This is a genomic window from Candidatus Rokuibacteriota bacterium (genome assembly GCA_016209385.1).
Lineage (GTDB): Bacteria > Methylomirabilota > Methylomirabilia > Rokubacteriales > CSP1-6 > JACQWB01.
Genome location: JACQWB010000114.1, coordinates 1 through 16,987, shown reverse-complemented (window position 1 = coordinate 16,987; position 16,987 = coordinate 1). Strand labels below are relative to the sequence as shown.

Genomic DNA, 16,987 nt, shown 5'->3' with positions numbered 1-16,987 from the left:
GAGTGTCTCCACGTCGGCTGCATCCCCTCCAAGGCACTCCTCGGCGTCGCGACCCTGATCGGGGATGCGGCGCGCGTCCGCGCCGCCGGCGTCGAGTTCGGCGAGCCCAAAGTGGTTCTAGACCGGCTCCGGAGCTGGAAGGACGAGCAGATCTCGAAGCTCGCCAAGGGGCTCGACGCCCTCGCCCGTGACCGCGCGGTCGAGGTCGTTCGCGGGCGCGCGACGCTGGAGGATGCGCGGACGCTCCGGGTGCAGGGGGAGCAGGCCGGGTGGCTCCGCTTCCGCCACCTGATCCTCGCCACCGGCTCCCGCCCCGTACCCTTGCCGGGCGTGGAGCTTCGCTCGCCGAGGCTCATGGATTCACGGACAGGCCTCGACCTTCCAGAGGCGCCCGAGCGGCTCCTCGTCGTGGGGGGCGGCTACATCGGTCTCGAGATGGGGACGATCTACGCGGCGCTTGGGAGCCGCGTGACGCTCGTCGAGCTGACCGACAGCCTGCTGCCGGGTGTGGACCGGGATCTGGTCGAGCCGCTCGCGCGTCGGGTCAGGGAGGCCTTCGCGGCCGTTCACCTCTCGACGAAGGTCGCGGGGATCGAGGAAACGACGGCGGGGCTCGCCGTCAGGCTTGAAGGGGAAGGGGTCGCCTCGCCGCAGGAGTTCGACCGGGTGCTGGTCGCCGTCGGCCGGCACCCCAACTCCGACGGCCTGGGGTTGGAGCGCACGAAAGTCGAGACCGACGCGCGGGGTTTCATCCGCGTGGATGAGCGGCGGCGCACGGGCGATTCCCACATCTTCGCCGTCGGCGATGTCGCGGGCGGTCCCCTTCTCGCCCACAAGGCGATCCACGAGGGGCGGGTGGCGGCGGAGGTCATCGCGGGTCAGCCTGCCGCCTTCGAGCCCCAGGCGATCCCGGCCGTCGTCTTCACCGATCCCGAGGTGGCCTGGGCCGGCATGAGCGAGGCCGAGGCGCAGGCTCAGGGGATCACCGCGCGAGTGGCGAGAGTCCCGTGGTCCGCGTCCGGGCGCGCCGTTGCCATGGACCGGACCGACGGGCTGACGAAGCTCGTCTTCGAGGAGGGCACCGGGCGGCTCCTGGGCGTGGGGCTCGTGGGGCCTCACGCCGGGGATCTTCTCGCCGAGGCGGTGCTCGCCGTCGAGCTGGCGGCGACGGCGGAAGACTTGGCGGGCACGATCCACACTCATCCCACGCTCTCCGAGACGCTCGCCGAGGCCGCGCACCTCTTCCTGGGCTCGCCCACGCATCTCCGCCGTCCCAAGCGCCAGTGAGCGCGCGGGCCCGGCGCCCGAAGACAAAGCACCCGATGCCGCGCGGCCTGATAGACGTACCCGAGCCGATCGAGTTCATCTCGGTCCTCGACGCCGATGGCCGGGTGGACAAAGGCCTGGAGCCGGCGATCCCGCCCGAGGATCTCCGCCGGCTCTACCGGACCATGCTCCACGCCCGGAAGGCCGACGAGCGCCTCCTCATCCTCCAGCGCCAGGGCCGCATCGGCACCGCGCTGTCGGGGCGCGGCCAGGAAGCGGCGGCGCTCGGCGCCGTCTACGCGCTTCGCCCCACCGACTGGCTGGTGCCGGTGTTCCGTCAGCTCCCGGCGTTCCTCTGGCGGGGCTGGGCGCTCGAGAACCTGATCCTCTACCTCGCAGGCTACCTCGAAGGGATGCGCCTCCCCGAGGGGTGCCACGACCTCGCGCTCTGCGTCCCGGTGGCGAGCCAGATCCCCCACGCTGTGGGCCTCGCGTACGCCGCGCGCTACAAAGGCGAGGACAGCGTGGTGCTCGTCTTCCTCGGCGACGGGGCGACCTCGCACGGGGACTTTCACGAGGCCATGAACTTCGCGGGGGTGTTTCAGGTGCCGGTGGTGTTCTGCTGCGAGAACAACCAGTGGGCGATCTCGGTGCCGGTGGCGAAGCAGACGCGGGCGAAGACCCTGGCGCGGAAGGCGGGGGCGTACGGGATGCCGGGGGTTCAGGTGGACGGCAACGACCTCCTGGCGGTGTACGTGGGGACGCGGGAGGCGGTGGAGCGGGCGCGGGCGGGCAAGGGCCCCACGTTCATCGAGTGCCTCACCTATCGGCTCGGTCCTCACTCCACCGCCGACGATCCGACGAAGTACCGGAGCGAGGAAGAGGTCAAGGCGTGGGAGGCGAAGGAGCCGCTGCTCCGGTTCCGGCGCTACCTGGAGGGGAAGGGACTCCTGGGCGAGGCCGGCCACGCCGCGCTGGAGGCGGAGGTCGAGGCCGAGATTCGCGAGGCTGTGGAGCGCGCCGAGGCCCGGATGGACGGCGAACTGCTCGACGTGTTCACCCACGTCTACGCCCAGCTGCCTGCGGAGCTCAACGAGCAGAAGGAGCAGCTCGCGCGATTTCTCGATGCGTCCCCAGGAGAGGCCCAGGGCTAGTAGCCGAAACCCGAGATCGCTGTCAACGCGCCGGAGGAGGGTATGGGCGTCAAGTCGGATGCGTGGATTCGCAAGATGGCCCAGGAGCACAAGATCATCGACCCCTTCGTGGACGCCCAGGTTCAGCAAGGGGTCATCTCCTACGGGCTCTCCTCCTACGGCTACGACATCCGGGTCGCCGACGAGTTCAAGATCTTCACCAACATCAACAGCACCATCGTGGACCCCAAGAAGTTCGACCCGAAGTCCTTCGTCGATCACAAAGGCGACGTCTGCCTGATCCCGCCCAACTCTTTCGCGCTGGCCCGAACCGTCGAATACTTTCGTATCCCACGGAACATCATCACGATTTGCATCGGAAAAAGCAGTTACGCCCGTTGCGGGATCATCGTCAACGTGACGCCGTTCGAGCCCGAGTGGGAAGGCTTCGCGACCCTGGAGATCAGCAACACCACGCCGCTCCCGGCCAAGATCTACGCCAACGAAGGCATCGCCCAGGTGATGTTCTTCGAACCTGACGAGGTCTGCCAGGTCTCCTACGCAGACAAGCGCGGCAAGTACCAGCGGCAAACGGGCATCACGCTGCCCCGGATCTAGCCCTCGGTCGCACTTTGGGCACAGCACGGTGATCGACCGCCGTGCAGGCCATAAGAACTACGCCGCCGCTCTTAGGCCAGCACATCCACGAGGTGATCACGCAAGTCCTGGGCTACCGCCGCGGGCGCATCGCCCGTCTGGGGCAAGGGTTATCTCGACGCGTAACGTATGACCTTTCTCCAGTTTCTTGGGAAGCCCTTCTACGCGACGGGCGAGCAGCGGCCTTGTGGGTGTCCTAAGAAGGAGAGGCCTCTTCTAACGCCTCGGGCGGGATGATGGCTAGAAGCTTTGCGACAGTTCTACGGATTGTTTCAGCGACGGTCGCTACATCTACCGCATCTAATTCAACTTCGTGAAAGTTGCTGTGGAGCCGCTCGGCGATAACAAAGCCTTCATTGATAGTCGGGTCGTTCAGTTCCTTAGCAATAGTGGCAGCCCAATATCGCAAACTACGATGGTTGGCCAGATGGGTTCCTCGCCACACAGCCACGGCTTGGATCGCTTCCGCGACGCTGCCCCAAAAGAATTCGCTGGCTTTTGCCGCTTCGCCTAGCTGCAGTAACGCGAGAGCATTCTCGAGATAGTGTTGAGAGCTGGTAACGTAGTGCCTGACTCGTACTCGATCAAAAGTGGTCACACTTGCCCCGGGCTTTGATATTCGAGCAAATTACCCGTCTGTGAGTGCACTGTGACTCGGATAATTTGTGTCCGCGTAGTACCCACGTCAAACTCAAGAATCCAAACATCTCCCTCACGCTGCGCGCTCCTCAAAACTCGGAACGGGTGGTACCTTTTAATGAGTTGTTCGGCGACCTCAACAGCCGCTTCGGCTGATTCAATAGCTGGCAACTTGTCCTCCTACACTCTTCCACAAAAGCCGTGATAGCGGACTTCGTCCAGGGGCGTATACTGAGGCCACTCCCGTGCAGGGCGGGGCCGTCCTGGTTCGAAGCGCGTATCCTTGCGACCCGGTTCTTCATACCCATCCTCGAGGGTCCGTTTACCGCGCAAGTACAGTCTATACCGCCGGGCCGACGCGCACCAGTGTCCTTGGCCGCTGCGTGTAACTCCTGAACGTGCTCAGTCCTGTGCCGCACGAGCAGCTCCAGGCTCAGCCCTACTCCGGCAGGAATGCCATCGTGGCCAGGGGTGGCTCGAGACCATAGGTGATGCCGTGCGGGCCCTCGCCGTCGCCGGACAGCGGCATAGCCTCCTCCTCTCTCCACGTAACCCTTCCCAGCGGCGTGACCGCCGTACGTTGGGCCGACCATGCAGTTCACTTGCGCAACAGGGAGGTCTGCGGCCGTAGCTGGCGCTGCCGCGGGGCGTCGGGGCCGCTAGACCTCAACCTCCACCGGCCGACCGTCCGGGAAACTCAGCACCTTCCCCGGCACCCGAAGGTCGTCCGCCTCGTACATCGCGCGGATCTCCCGCCACTCATCGACGGCGATCAGCGCGGCGAGGCGGTCCAGACGCTCCGCCACCGGGTCGGGCACGCTCCGGCCGGGCCCGAACGCGCGCATGAGCCCCCAGTAATCCCACGGCAGCAGCTCCTGCTTGTTGAGGGTGGCGAGATCGCGGACAACACTGGCGGCGACAAACCAGGTGCCTGCGATGCCGATGAACGACACACCGCACGTGTCGCCACCGATCGTGCCCCGCCGGACGCCCTGCCAGGCTGTGCCGGCCGTGAGGAACCGATCGCGCGGCACGTCCCACGGCGTGAAGTCGATCGGGTACTCCCTCAGCGCCTCCGCATCCAGCTCGGCGTCCAGGAGTCTCCAGGTCTGTCCGTCCCGGTACTCGCAGACCCAGTGGTCCTCGTGGAAGCCGCGGACGAAGTAGGTAGCGAAGCCCACGCGGAGGCGGCACGGCACGTGGTGATGCCTGAGGATGCTCGCGGCGAGCAGGGCGTAATCGCGGCACGTACCGATGATCCGCCGCTCGTATGGCCGGGCGGCGAAGAGCGGCCGATCGTCGCGCTCGATGACCCGGCGGAGCAGCTCGCGGGCGGCGCGGCTCTCGGGATCGCGAGCGCCCTCGTGGGGGTGGGTTACGCGCCGGCGCTTGATGAAGACCGGGTGCAGGATGAGTCCTGAGACGACGCCGACAACGCCGGGCGGGTCGCGTGGCAGCGCGTCGAGCAGACTGGCGGACTCGCCCGGGTCCGACATCGTGCTCTGGGAAGCGTAGAACGCTTGCTCGTCGGAGGTCATCGGCCGTTGGGCGTCTCCAGTGCCCATCCGGGGCGCGCGTTGTGGCGGCCCTGCCTGGGAAGCATGGGCGATGCTACAGCGCGGGTGAACAGCGGGTCAAGGGGACGCCGCTCCTTGAGGCGGAGTCGAAAGCGAGTTGCGGCCTCGCTAGATCTCTCTGGCCGGTGCTTCTTCGAGGAGTTCCAACGCCCTGCGTGCCGGCGCATAGTCGGGATCGATCGCCAGGGACCTCTGGAACTCTCTGCGAGCCTGTTCGAACATCCCCTTCTTCAGATAAATCCGGCCCAGGTTGAAGTGGGGGAACTGGTAGCAGCAGTACCGCTTGGCGCGCATGGCCCTCTCCAGATACGGGATGGCCTCGTCCTCCCGGCCCAACTCGATGAGATAGACACCGATGTCGTTGTAGGGGTTGCCGAAGTCGGGATCGATCCGGATCGCCTTCTCCGCTTCTTCAATCGCTCGCGTGTAGTCCCTCATGTGGCTGTACGTCCACCCGAGAAACGTGTAGGCCTCCGCCGTGGGTTCGATCTCCAGCGACCTCGTGAGGAGCCGGATCGCCTCTTCGTACCGACCCGCGAGCGTCATGAAGTAGCCGATCCTGTAGAGCTGCTTGGCCATCCGGCGTTTTTCCTCGGGTTCGCCCTGTCCGAGAGCACCTTCTGCCCGGAAGGGCAGCCACAGCAGGACTGCGATCAGGTAAAGGGCGATGATCCTCGGCGGTCTTATCATCGCGGTCCGAACCGAATTATACGCCCCCCTGGAGCTGCCGTTCGCGGCAACTTCTCCCGCCCTGCTCCTCTGGCGGCCGAGTCCGTTTGAGACTCGGCAGGAGCCGAACGCGCTGATGACATCCGGTCCGCTCCGGGCGCGCTCCCGCTCAGCGCCCGGCGCGCGCGTCCGTGAGCATGACGGCGATTCCCGCCGCGACGAGCGTCGCGGTCAGGAGCCAGAACACGCGCTCGTAGCCGCCCAGCGCCACCTGGAGGAGCGCCGCACCCACGGGCGCGACCGCGCGGGCGCCGTTGGCCCCGAGCGCGACCGCGCCGCTGATCGCGCCGTAGTGGCGAGGCCCGAAGATCTCGGCGATCGTCGTCGCGCGGGCGAGCGTGGACATGCCGTTGGCGGCGCCGAGCATCACGACCATGGGCACGAGCGTCGGGAGCTTTGCCGCCAGCGCGAGCTGGGCGAGCGCTGCCGCTTGGGTGAGAAAGATCGCCGCCGTCACGGCGTGGTGGCCGAAGCGCGCGGCGATCGGCGCGAAGAGCAGGCGCGCCGGGACCTGCATGGCGCCCATCCAGCCGATCATCACGGCCGCGAGCGTCGCCGAGTAGCCGCGGTCGACAAGGTACGGGATGAGATGGACCGTGACCGAGTTGGTCGTGAAGTTCCCCACGAAGAAGGCGAGCGCCAGCACCCAGAAGACGGCGGTCCGCGCCGTCGCGGCGAGCGTGAATCCCGGCACATCCGCCTCACCCCGCGCCGCGCCGGTGGCGTGCGGCTCCGGGCGCGGCGGAGGCCGGAGCAGGAACGCGTGGATCGGGATCGTCAGCACCGCGAGGACGACCGCCAGCGTGACGAGCGTGGACCGCCAGCCGAGCCGCTCGACGAGCCAGGCCTCGATCGGCATGAAGATCGTGCTCGCGAAGCCGGCGGCGAGCGTGAGGGTGAGGAGCGCTCGATCGCGGGGGCCGGTGACGAACCAGCCGACGATGGCGGCGAAGGCAGGCTCGTAGAGCGTGGCGGCGAGGACGAAGCCCATGAGGCACCAGACGGCGTAGAGCGCGGGCAGGCTCTCGACCCGCGACCAGACGAGGAGAAGCAGTGCGCCCAGGCACGAGCCGAGGGTCATCAGCGCCCGGGCGCCGTGGCGGTCGATCCACCTGCCGACCGGGAGCGCCGCGAGCGCCGCGAGGCCCATCCCCACGGAGAAGGCGCCCGTCACGGCCACGCGCGAGAAGCCGAGGTCAGCCTCCATCGGCCGGAGGAGGACGGGGAAGCCGTAGTAGAGGATGCCCCAGGAGACGGTCTCGGTGACGCAGAGGCCCGCCACGACGATCCAGCCGTAGTAGGCGCCCCGGAGGCGGGTCACAGGCGGGCCACGCTACGCGGCGCTTGCCACACCTCAGCGGCCGCGGCGTGAGCGCGGATGGCGTCTCCCGTTACTTCGGGGACATGGGAAGCATGCCGATCCGGCAGCGCGCGTGAAGAGCGAGTCAAGGGAAGTTCGCAGGGAGCCTCAGCCGATCTTGATGATACCCGGCTCGACAGGCTTGAACCGCTCGGCCACCTGCGGGTCGTGGCCCGCGACGATCAGCCGCTGGGCGCCCGCGAGGGCGTGGATCGTCTCGAAGGCTGCCAGCATCTCGGGCAGGCTGGTGATGATCTGCACGGGCTGGCGCGTCTCCACGTTGCGATAGAAGTGCGAGGCGTCGGAGGTGAGGACGACCGGGCCGAGCCGGGTTGCCACGGTGACGATCTGGAGCCCGGCGGTGTGGCCGCCGACCCGGTGGAGCTTGATTCCCGGCAGCACCTCCCGGTCACCGTCGAGCATCCGGACACGGTTGGCATAGTTCAGCGTGACCAGCCGCGCCAGTGCCTCCGGGTTGGCGGACTGCCCGAAGGCATCGTAGCGGCCCCACGGCCCCGTCCAGAACGCCACCTCATCGCGCTGGATCCAGTACTCCGCGTTGGGGAAGAGGCTGTGGCCGGCCCAATGGTCGTAGTGGAGGTGGGTGATGAGCGCCATGGGCACGTCGCCCGGCTTCACGCCCGCGCGCTCGACCATCGCCGCCGGGCTCACATAGCTCCGGATCCCGCGCTTCCGCGCGTCGTCGTCGAGGAAGCCGGTGTCCACGAGGATCGGGTGGGGGCCGCCGAGGATCAGCCAGACGTAGTAGTGGAGCGTGATCGGCGTGTGCGACGCCTCACGGTAGAAGAACTGGCAGGCGCTCGTGTCCCGCTCCGCGTACTTGAGCGCGTAGACCTCGTACCGGGTCACCGGGCCCTCGGCTGCCGTGCCGACCCCGACGTGGGAAGCATGGCAAAGGCTACAGCGCGGACGGAGAGCCGGTCAAGGGGCACGCTGACACGGGCACTCTGACGAGGCTTCGAGCGCCGATTGATAGGCCAGGGCATCCCGTCAGCCGCGGCCGATGAAGGGCATCTTGGTCGCCATGACCGTCATGAACTGCACGTTCGCATCCAGCGGAAGGCTCGCCATGTAGAGCACGGCGCGCGCGACCTGTTCCACGTCCATAAGCGGCTCGACCGCAATGGAGCCGTTCGCCTGCGGGACACCCTTCGCCATTCTCGCCGTCAACTCGGTGGCAGCGTTGCCGATGTCGATCTGACCACAGGCGATGTCGTACTTCCTCCCGTCCAGGGATGTCGACTTGGTGAGGCCGGTAATCCCGTGCTTGGTGGCGGTGTAGGGGGCCGAGTTGGGTCGCGGCGCGTGGGCCGAGATGGAGCCGTTGTTGATGATGCGTCCGCCTCTGGGATCCTGGCTCTTCATGATCTTGAACGCTTCCTGCGTGCACAGGAAGGCGCCGGTGAGGTTGGTCTCCACCACCGCTTTCCATTGGTCGTAGCTGAGCTCCTCGAGAGGTATCCCGGGGGCACTGACGCCGGCGTTGTTGAACAGCAGGTCGAGGCGGCCGAACGCCTCCTTCGCTCGCGCGAAAAGGGCCCGCACGGAGTCCGGATCGCTCACATCGGTGGGAACGACCAGCGCCCGCGCGCCAGCCGGCCCCGCGTCCTTCACTGTCTGTGCCAGCAGCTGTTTGCGACGTCCGGCGAGCGCGACGCGATATCCGCCCTCCAACAGGGCGATCGCAACGCTCTTCCCGATGCCGGTTCCCGCACCCGTGACGACAGCGACCCTGCCCTGGGCAATCATTGGTCGGTCTCCCTGAGTTCGCCTGCGGCTCGGCAATTCCTTCCGTAGCTAAGGCATAGTCGTAGTGTACCCGCGCGCGCGGAAAATATACAGAGCCGGCCACACCGACCCTCGGCCGATACGGGCTCTTCCCCTTCAGGGGAATTCCCCCCGGGGGCTCCGGGATTTACCCGATTCATGCCCTCCGGTGTCCATTGTAATCATGGGGCCTGAGAACACTGGAGAACCGGGTCGCATGGCCTCATCCCTCACACATCTCGGGGAATTTACCGTTCCGGCTCCCGCTCCAACCCAGCCGGTACGGGCCTACCGGCTACAGGCCTACGTTGGCACGAACTTCGAGCCGATCTTTGTCCTCTTCACGCTCGTTACGACCGCCCTGATCAATTACTTCATCCCGGACAAGATCGCGTTTCTGAACTTCTACTTCCTTCCGGTCATCCTGGCGGGGTACCGCCTCGGCCGGCGGAAGGCCGTGCTGGGCGCGTTCCTCTGCGTGCTCGTGGTCTCCGTGTACGCGATTCTCTTCCCGGAGTGGTTCTACGTCGGCGCGACTCCGACGGATCTGGCCTTTCGCGTGTTGACGTGGGGGTGCTTCCTCGTACTCGCCGCGGCAATGCTGGGCGCGCTCCAGGATCGCCTCGCCGAAAAGGTTGTGACAGTTCAAGCGTTGAACGCGGAGCTCCAGCGGAAGCAGGAGGACCTCATACAGGCCAACACGTCGCTGGACCACTCGAAACGGTCCGTCGAGCTCCTCAAGCGGAAGGTTGAGGAGGCCCTGTACTCCACGATGGATTCCATGGTTGCGAACCTGATCATCGAGGATCGGCTGCGCAACGAAAAACGCAATGTGACCGTGCTGTTCTCTGACCTCGTCGGCTTCACCTCGTATTCCGAGGAGCACGCGCCTGAGGTCGTCGTCCGCGAACTCAACCGGTACCTCTGCGACACCGAGCCGATTTTGCTTGCCTATCATGGCCATATCGACAAGTACATGGGCGACGGTATCATGTGCGAGTTTGGCGCGCCCCTCGACCTGGAGATGCACCAGCTGCTCGCGGTGGTGGCCGGCATGAAATCGCAGGAGAGGATGCTGAAACGGGACTATCCGTGGGGCCTGCGCGTAGGGATTGCATCGGGGCCGATGATCACGGGCGTCATCGGTTCGAAGCGACAGATGTACACCGCCATCGGGGACATGGTGAACGTTGCGGCCCGGCTCCAGCAGAACTGCACTCCCGGACGCGTTCTCATTGATGGCGCCACGTACGAAGGCGTCAAGCGCTTCGTCGAGGCCCGGAAGAAGCGCCACCTGCCGTCAGAGGGCGTGGATAGGGAGAAGGAACGCCGGCTCCAGGCGCTGCAGGAGGCTGTGTCGCAGGGCGTCGGGAGCGCCGAGGTTTATTTTGAGATCGGGAACATCCACCTGGAGCTGAACGACCTGGACGACGCGCTGTACTATTTCGAACAAGCGATGAAAATCGATCCTGACAACTTAGAGTTCAAGTTGAGATACGCCGAGGCCGGACTGAAGGCGCGGGAGTGCGAGCGAATCGGAGTGAAGGGGAAGCGGAACCGGATCGACGCATATGAAGTCATCGGGCTCAAAGATCCGCTGGAGAACCGCGACAAGTTTCCCCGCACCTTCCTCGACGAATTTGGGCCCGCGGTGAATCTCATCCAAATTCCCGACGACGTGGTGCTGCCGGTCGAAGCGCTCGACGGCAGCATCGGCCATGCAAGGGCCGTGGCCGTCATCGCCTACGCGCTGGCCAGCCACTTCCCTTTGAGCGACCGGGAGAAGCTGGATATTCTGCACGCTGGGTTCGTGGCAGATATCGGCAAGGAGATCAGTCCATCGCACCTGTTGAACCGCGCGGGCCGCCTGACTCCGAGCGAGGCCCAAATCGTGAGGGAGCATGCGGTTGAAAGTGTCCGGCTCGTGCGAAAAATGGGGTACGAGAACGAAGCGATGCTCGACTGCGTCCTGCATAGCCACGAACACTTCAATGGCGGCGGCTATCCCGATGGGCTGAAGGGAGAAGACATTCCGCTGGGATCCCGGATCCTGGCGGTCGCTGACGCGTACGACGCCCTCACCTCGTGGCGCCCGTACCGTGAGGCCTGGGAGCGGAGCGCCGCCCTCGACGAGATCGCCCGGATCGAGACTGGAAGGCTCTACGACCCGACGGTAGTCGACGTGCTGATACGGATCATGGCATGACGGCACTGGCTTCCGTGGGAAGTGTGGCGGCGGTCGCGGCACACGATCGGGTCCAGGAACTTGAGCAGAAGCTCGCGTACGAGCAAAAGCTCGTCCATCTCATCAATCGGATCCACGCGGCGAAGAGTCTCGACAGCATCTTCATCGAGCTGCAGGATAAGATCCTCGAACTCCTCGATGCGGAGCGGATGACGCTCTATGCCGTTGACCAGGAGAAAAAAGAACTCTACTCGAAGTTCCTCGCCCTCGACACGGTCAACGAGATCCGGGTTCCCATCAGCCCGACGAGCATCGCGGGCTACGCCGCGTTGGCGCGCCAGATGGTCAACATCGCTGACGCCTACGACCAGACAGAGCGGGCACGGATCTCGCCGACGCTCAGCTTCGACGGCTCCTGGGATAAAAAGACCGGCTTCCGGACCACGCAAGTCCTCGCCGCGCCGATCCTGAGCGAGCAGAGAGCCATCCTGGGCGTGATCCAGCTCCTGAACAAGCAACGGGGGCCGCGGTTCACCAGAGAGGACGAGGCGAGCGTGGCGCGAATCGCCAAGACGCTCGGCATCGCCTTCCACAATCAGCACCAGCTGGCCCAGAAGCGGCCGACGAAGTTCGATTACCTCCTGGCCCAGCACCGGATCACCCCGGAGGAACTGAGCGCTGCGATCGCCGAGGCGAGGAGAAAACAGGCGGACGTGGAATCGATCCTGGCGGAGCAGTATAGGGTGCCGAAGGCGGAGATCGGCGTCTCCCTGAGCACCTTCTACAAGTGCCCGTTCGTGGAGTTCGATGGCAAGATGTTGATCCCGTCCGACCTCATGAAAAATCTCAAGATCGAGTATCTCAAGAAAAACTTCTGGGTGCCGCTGAGACGCGAGGAGGACGCCGTGGTTGTCCTGCTCGACAATCCCCAGGACCTCCAGAAGATCGACAGCATCTCGCAGCTCCTGCCGCAGCAGAGGATCCGGTACGCGGTAGGGCTCCGGAAAGACATTCTGCAGTTCATCAGCGCCGCCAGCGACGAGTACGCGCCAAAGGATTCCATCACCAACATCATCGACGACCTGAAGGCCGAGGAGACCTCTGAGGAGGTGGTCGGGGCCGAGGTGGATGAGAACGACAGCATCATCGTTCGCCTGACGAACCAGCTCATCGCGGACGCGTACAAGGCCCGGGCGTCCGACATCCACATCGAGCCGTACGGACCGCAGAAGGAGACGGTGATCCGCTATCGGATCGATGGCGGCTGCACGGAGTACCAGAAGATCCCGGCCGCGTACCGCCGGGCGGTCGTGGCCCGGTTGAAGATCATGTCCCAGCTGGACATCGCCGAGCGGCGCAAGCCCCAGGACGGCAAGATCAAGTTTCGCCTGCCGGACCGCGAGATCGAGCTGCGCGTGGCCACCATTCCGACCGCCGGGGGCAACGAGGACGTGGTCATGCGGATCCTGGCCGCCAGCGAGCCCATCCCCATCGACAAGCTGGGGATGAGCGAACGAAATCTCCGCGAGGCCAAGAAGATCGCGGAGAAACCCTACGGGCTCATCCTCTGCGTGGGCCCCACCGGGTCCGGCAAAACGACGACCCTCCACTCCGTGCTCGGGTACATCAACAGGCCGGACAGGAAGATCTGGACCGCCGAAGACCCGGTGGAGATCACGCAGTATGGCCTGCGCCAGGTGCAGGTCCAACCGAAGATCGGGTTCACCTTCGCCACCGCCATGCGCGCATTCCTGCGGGCTGATCCCGATGTGATCATGGTCGGCGAGATGCGCGACGCGGAAACGGCCGCCACGGGCATCGAGGCTTCTCTGACCGGCCACCTGGTGTTGAGCACGTTGCACACGAACAGCGCCCCGGAAACGGTTGTCCGGCTTCTGGACATGGGCATGGATCCGTTCAACTTCGCCGACGCGCTGCTCGGGATTCTGGCCCAGCGCCTGGTCAAGCGGATCTGCACCGATTGCAAGGAGGTGTACCACCCCTCCCGGGACGAATACGACGAGCTGGCGCGGGCCTACGGCGAGGCGGAGTTCCAGAAGATCGCGACGTACGACGACAACCTCGTCCTCTACCTGGGCAAGGGCTGCGCGAGCTGCGGCAACACGGGGTACCGAGGGAGAGCCAGCATTCACGAGCTCCTGATCACCAGCGACGAGATCAAGAGGCTGATTCAGACGAGGGCCAGGGTTGCCGACGTGCTCGCCCGCGCGAATGAAGAGGGGATGACGACCCTGGTGCAGGACGGGATCCTCAAGTCGCTGAACGGGCTGACCGACTTCAGGCAGGTCAAGACTGCGGCGATCAAATGACCGCCTCCGGCCTCACGAGGTCCAGCGCTTCTCACACGGTCTGCCAGCAGGCGAATAATCTCGCACTGAGCCACGGCATCGGGACCAGCTTACCGAACTCCTTCCCCCCGGCCAGGTTTCGCGCGTGGCAGCCTTGCAGCTGTTTTCATTGGCGACAGCTTGCCCTCTTGTTCAAGGAGATATTGAGACACTAATGTACTGGATTCTGGTCAGGGTGTCGAAAAAGGGGAGATCGGATTGGGAGGAACGCGCGGCGTGTGAAGCTCGGAAATGAGCGCGGCTTGACGCTGGGCGAGCTGATGATCGCCGTCACGATCATCGGCATCCTCATGACGATCGCGATCCCCCTCTACGCCGACATTCTGGCGCGGTCGCGGGTGGCGCAGGCCCAGGCCGACCTCCGGACGATTGCCTCGGCGGTCTCGACCTACTCCGCCCACGTGGGCGCGCCGCCCGCGACGCTCGACTCCCTCACGGCGACGGCCAAGAACGCCCGGGACGAGGTGGTGGGCCCCTTCATGGCCTCGATCCCGAAGGAGCCGAGCGGCTGGAGCACGTACGCCGCCGGGTACTCGGCCGACCCGGCCGCGGGTACCTTCACGCTGACCGCCACCGGCGACGGCAGAACGATCACGGTCCCGTAGCGCCCTTCACTCCGGCTCGGGCGCGCGAGAGGACGAAGCGGCCCACGGCGGCTGACGCGTTACACACCCCACAAGAACGACAGCTCTAAGTTCGTCGCTCAGGAGAACGGAGGTCGCGGCATGCGGCGCGCGGGTTATGCCAGGGGCGAGATCATCATCTCCGAAGGGACTCACACGTCGGAGGCGTATATCCTTGAGCGGGGAAGCGTCGAAGTGTACCGCACGGGACCACCGGAGTTCCGGCTCGCTGTTCTTCGACCCGGGGAGACGTTTGGCGAGATGGCGCTCATCACCGAACAACCCCGTTCGGCCAGCGTCCGTGCCCTCGAAGACGTGGAGGTCTCGGTCTTCAGCCGCGACGAGTTTCTGGAGACGTTGCGGACGGACCCTGGCGCGGCGTTGGTCCTCATCCGTCTGCTGTGCGAGCGGGTCCGGGCCCTGAACACATTGGTCGCCGAGCTCTCCGACCAGACGCCGAAGGCTCAGGAAGTTGTGCGCGCACATCTTGGGAAAGACGCCGATACCTTTCAGGCGTGGACGCCCTCAGAAGTTGGCAGGCCGACGGTAGTTATCGAGGGGCTCACCTCTCAGGCCCGGGAGAGCTTGCGCGGGCGTCCCGTATCGATCGAACGCTTCCCGTATCGGATCGGACGCGTCACCAGGGATCCCCTCGTCCAGAACGAGTTGGCGATCCCGGACCGCGAGCCCTTCTTCGTCTCGCGCAATCACTGCACGCTGACCTGCGTGGAGGCGCGCTGCTTTGTCATCGATCGCGGCAGTCGGCTCGGGACGGTCGTCAACGGCGCGCCGCTCGGTGGAGGAACCCGGAAGGTCCGAGCCGCGTTGCGGGAGGGCGACAACGAAGTTGTGCTCGGGGATTCGGCAAGCCCGTACCACTTCCGTTTTGTGGTGGCACACACCTGAGCCATCTCTAAGCGCGTTCGTTGAGCGGCAGGATAGCCGTGACCAGGGTGCCCGAGCTGCTCGAGGTGACTTCTAAACGCCCACCGAGCTGCCTCATCCGCTCACGCATGCCGGCGATGCCGATACCCAGCTCACCGGTGCCCGTCTTCACCCGCTCCAGGACGCCTGGAGGCATCCCTCGGCCTTCATCGCCCACTTCCAGTCTCAGGCATTCTTGATCCGAGGTGAGGCGGACCCTCGCGAGCGGGCTTCCGGAGTGGCGAAAGATGTTCGTGAGGCTTTCCTGCACGATACGGAACAGCGCGATCTCGGCGTCCCGCGGCAGCCGCGTCAGCTCCTCGGGGAAGTCCATCGCCACCCGGATTCCGGTTCGACTGGCGAAACCATTCAGGTACCAGCGTAAACCGCTTCAGGCTTTCGTCGAGAACGCCCGCGGTGGTGGCATCGAGGTCCCGGGCTCGATGCCTCGTGGTATAGAGCTTGGCGATGAGAGCGGCCAGGAGTGGGCTGGCTCTAAGCAAGGCGCCGGAAAAACAGATCTTCTTCTTCGGCCCCGAGACCTTCAAGGAGAAGGAGATCGTCGCCTAGGGCCTGACGCCTACCACGTTGGCGCCCGCGGAGGTCCCCTTCGTCGAGACGACCTCGCTCGGGCTGCTGGGGGTGGGCACCCCTGCGCCACCAGCCGCTCTCGCCCGCCGGTCGTGGCCGAGCAGACTCAGGATCGCGAGCAACCGGGCGATCCAGCGACCCGGAACCTGGTCTCGAGCTGTGAACTCTTCCTGCTTGGCCTTGAGCCGCTTGACGAGCTCCTGATAGGAGGAGGTGCGGATGATCCGATTGAACTGGGCGCGGTAACTCGCGACGAGGCTCACGCCTTCGAACGTGACGTCGTAGACGTGCCATCGATCCCCGCGCCGGAGCAGGCGGTAGTCCACGTAAAACTCGGCGCCTTGCCTGGTGATGATCTTGGTCCGTACCGTGGCCTGGTCGCCGTCTATCGTCTCGCCCGTGTAGACGATCCGTTCTCCCTTGTAGCGCTCGATGAGCAGGTACCAGCGGTCGAGCAGGTCTCCGAACAGCTTTGTGAACTCTTTCCGCTCTTTGTCGGTCCGGGCGTGCCAGTGGCCGGCCAACGAACGCTTGGCGCACTCGGCGAAATCGAAGGTCTTGTGAACGACCTTGCGGATGGCCCCACGCCGCTCCCCCCCTTTGGTCGGGGCCGGGTCCTCGAGCAACGTGGTCACCTTGTCGATAGATGCCCTGAGCTGGTCAGTCGGCGCTCCTGCCTGCGCCGAAAGCGGCCACAGGATCAGTCCGACAACCACAAGGATCGGAAGCACCCGGCCCTCCTCCTGTCGCTCTATTATTCCAGCGACTGTGTCGCTGGCAATCCGGTGAAGACTGCATCCCACGAGGGAAAGATCCTGGCTTCTCGGAGGGTCTCGCGACAAAGAAGGTGTTCCGGGAGCGGTTCAGACGGGTTCATGTCCAAGGATGAGTGGCGCGGGACCATCTTGGCACTCCTGCCCTGTTGCAGACCAGAAGACGGGCGAATTGGCATGTTGCCCCCATACATACCGGCGAGGAGGGCAGACTGGAATCAGGTGAAGACCCGAAACCGACCCCGGGAGAATACCCGAGGGCCCGGGGAAGGGCGGGCCTCGCGCGGCGGGTGGCCTGCCTCACGGCATGGCCGAACCCGCCACGCTCGAACGATCCACTCGGGCCTCGCGCGGCGGGTGGCCTGCCTCACGG

General features: G+C 65.5%; 15 protein-coding genes. 7 read left to right on the top strand and 8 right to left on the bottom strand.

From position 1 onward, the window contains the following. The 3 genes from lpdA to HY726_07635 form a co-directional block, all read left to right on the top strand. Nucleotides 1–1,287 (top strand): dihydrolipoyl dehydrogenase (lpdA, locus tag HY726_07645; GenBank protein MBI4608863.1); only part of this gene is annotated, 1,287 nt, incomplete at its 5' end. Nucleotides 1,288–1,322: 35 nt separating this feature from the next. After that, on the top strand, nucleotides 1,323–2,420 hold the full coding sequence (pdhA, locus tag HY726_07640; protein MBI4608862.1) for a pyruvate dehydrogenase (acetyl-transferring) E1 component subunit alpha: 1,098 nt from the start codon (nucleotides 1,323–1,325) through the stop codon (nucleotides 2,418–2,420). A gap of 42 nt (nucleotides 2,421–2,462) precedes the next feature. Further along, nucleotides 2,463–3,017 (top strand): dCTP deaminase, encoded by a 555-nt coding sequence (locus HY726_07635; protein MBI4608861.1) that lies wholly within the window; start codon nucleotides 2,463–2,465, stop codon nucleotides 3,015–3,017. Nucleotides 3,018–3,252: 235 nt separating this feature from the next. On the opposite strand, the gene HY726_07630 is transcribed toward HY726_07635, so the two are convergent. From HY726_07630 to HY726_07605, 6 genes are all read right to left on the bottom strand, one after another. Then, nucleotides 3,253–3,654, bottom strand: coding sequence for a hypothetical protein (locus HY726_07630; GenBank protein ID MBI4608860.1), 402 nt, complete (start codon nucleotides 3,652–3,654; stop codon nucleotides 3,253–3,255). Nucleotides 3,655–4,354: 700 nt separating this feature from the next. Beyond that, a complete protein-coding gene (locus HY726_07625) occupies nucleotides 4,355–5,233 on the bottom strand; it encodes a transglutaminase domain-containing protein (GenBank protein ID MBI4608859.1) in 879 nt (292 codons plus the stop codon). A gap of 147 nt (nucleotides 5,234–5,380) precedes the next feature. After that, nucleotides 5,381–5,962, bottom strand: a complete 582-nt coding sequence (locus HY726_07620; protein MBI4608858.1) for a tetratricopeptide repeat protein — start codon at nucleotides 5,960–5,962, stop codon at nucleotides 5,381–5,383. A gap of 148 nt (nucleotides 5,963–6,110) precedes the next feature. Beyond that, on the bottom strand, nucleotides 6,111–7,322 hold the full coding sequence (locus HY726_07615) for an MFS transporter (protein MBI4608857.1): 1,212 nt from the start codon (nucleotides 7,320–7,322) through the stop codon (nucleotides 6,111–6,113). Between the two features lie 147 nt (nucleotides 7,323–7,469). After that, a complete protein-coding gene (locus HY726_07610; GenBank protein MBI4608856.1) occupies nucleotides 7,470–8,231 on the bottom strand; it encodes an N-acyl homoserine lactonase family protein in 762 nt (253 codons plus the stop codon). Nucleotides 8,232–8,372: 141 nt separating this feature from the next. Further along, nucleotides 8,373–9,131, bottom strand: coding sequence for an SDR family oxidoreductase (locus HY726_07605; protein MBI4608855.1), 759 nt, complete (start codon nucleotides 9,129–9,131; stop codon nucleotides 8,373–8,375). Between the two features lie 235 nt (nucleotides 9,132–9,366). Here HY726_07605 and HY726_07600 point away from each other — a divergent pair, with 235 nt between their 5' ends. From HY726_07600 to HY726_07585, 4 genes are all read left to right on the top strand, one after another. Beyond that, a complete protein-coding gene (locus tag HY726_07600) occupies nucleotides 9,367–11,355 on the top strand; it encodes an HD domain-containing protein (GenBank protein MBI4608854.1) in 1,989 nt (662 codons plus the stop codon). Beyond that, the gene (locus HY726_07595) at nucleotides 11,352–13,664 is read left to right on the top strand and encodes a GspE/PulE family protein (protein MBI4608853.1); all 2,313 of its coding nucleotides are present in this window, start codon (nucleotides 11,352–11,354) and stop codon (nucleotides 13,662–13,664) included. Before HY726_07600 ends, HY726_07595 begins: the two co-directional genes overlap by 4 nt. A gap of 257 nt (nucleotides 13,665–13,921) precedes the next feature. Then, on the top strand, nucleotides 13,922–14,308 hold the full coding sequence (locus HY726_07590; protein ID MBI4608852.1) for a type II secretion system protein GspG: 387 nt from the start codon (nucleotides 13,922–13,924) through the stop codon (nucleotides 14,306–14,308). A gap of 120 nt (nucleotides 14,309–14,428) precedes the next feature. Then, the gene (locus HY726_07585) at nucleotides 14,429–15,232 is read left to right on the top strand and encodes a cyclic nucleotide-binding domain-containing protein (protein ID MBI4608851.1); all 804 of its coding nucleotides are present in this window, start codon (nucleotides 14,429–14,431) and stop codon (nucleotides 15,230–15,232) included. A 7-nt stretch (nucleotides 15,233–15,239) separates the two neighbouring features. Here HY726_07585 and HY726_07580 read toward each other — a convergent pair whose 3' ends face one another. Continuing rightward, nucleotides 15,240–15,584, bottom strand: a complete 345-nt coding sequence (locus HY726_07580; GenBank protein MBI4608850.1) for a hypothetical protein — start codon at nucleotides 15,582–15,584, stop codon at nucleotides 15,240–15,242. Between the two features lie 232 nt (nucleotides 15,585–15,816). Continuing rightward, nucleotides 15,817–16,572 carry an ABC transporter substrate-binding protein gene (locus tag HY726_07575; protein MBI4608849.1) on the bottom strand — a complete coding sequence of 252 codons (756 nt, stop codon included), beginning with the start codon at nucleotides 16,570–16,572 and terminating at the stop codon, nucleotides 15,817–15,819. Between the last annotated feature and the right edge of the window lie 415 nt (nucleotides 16,573–16,987).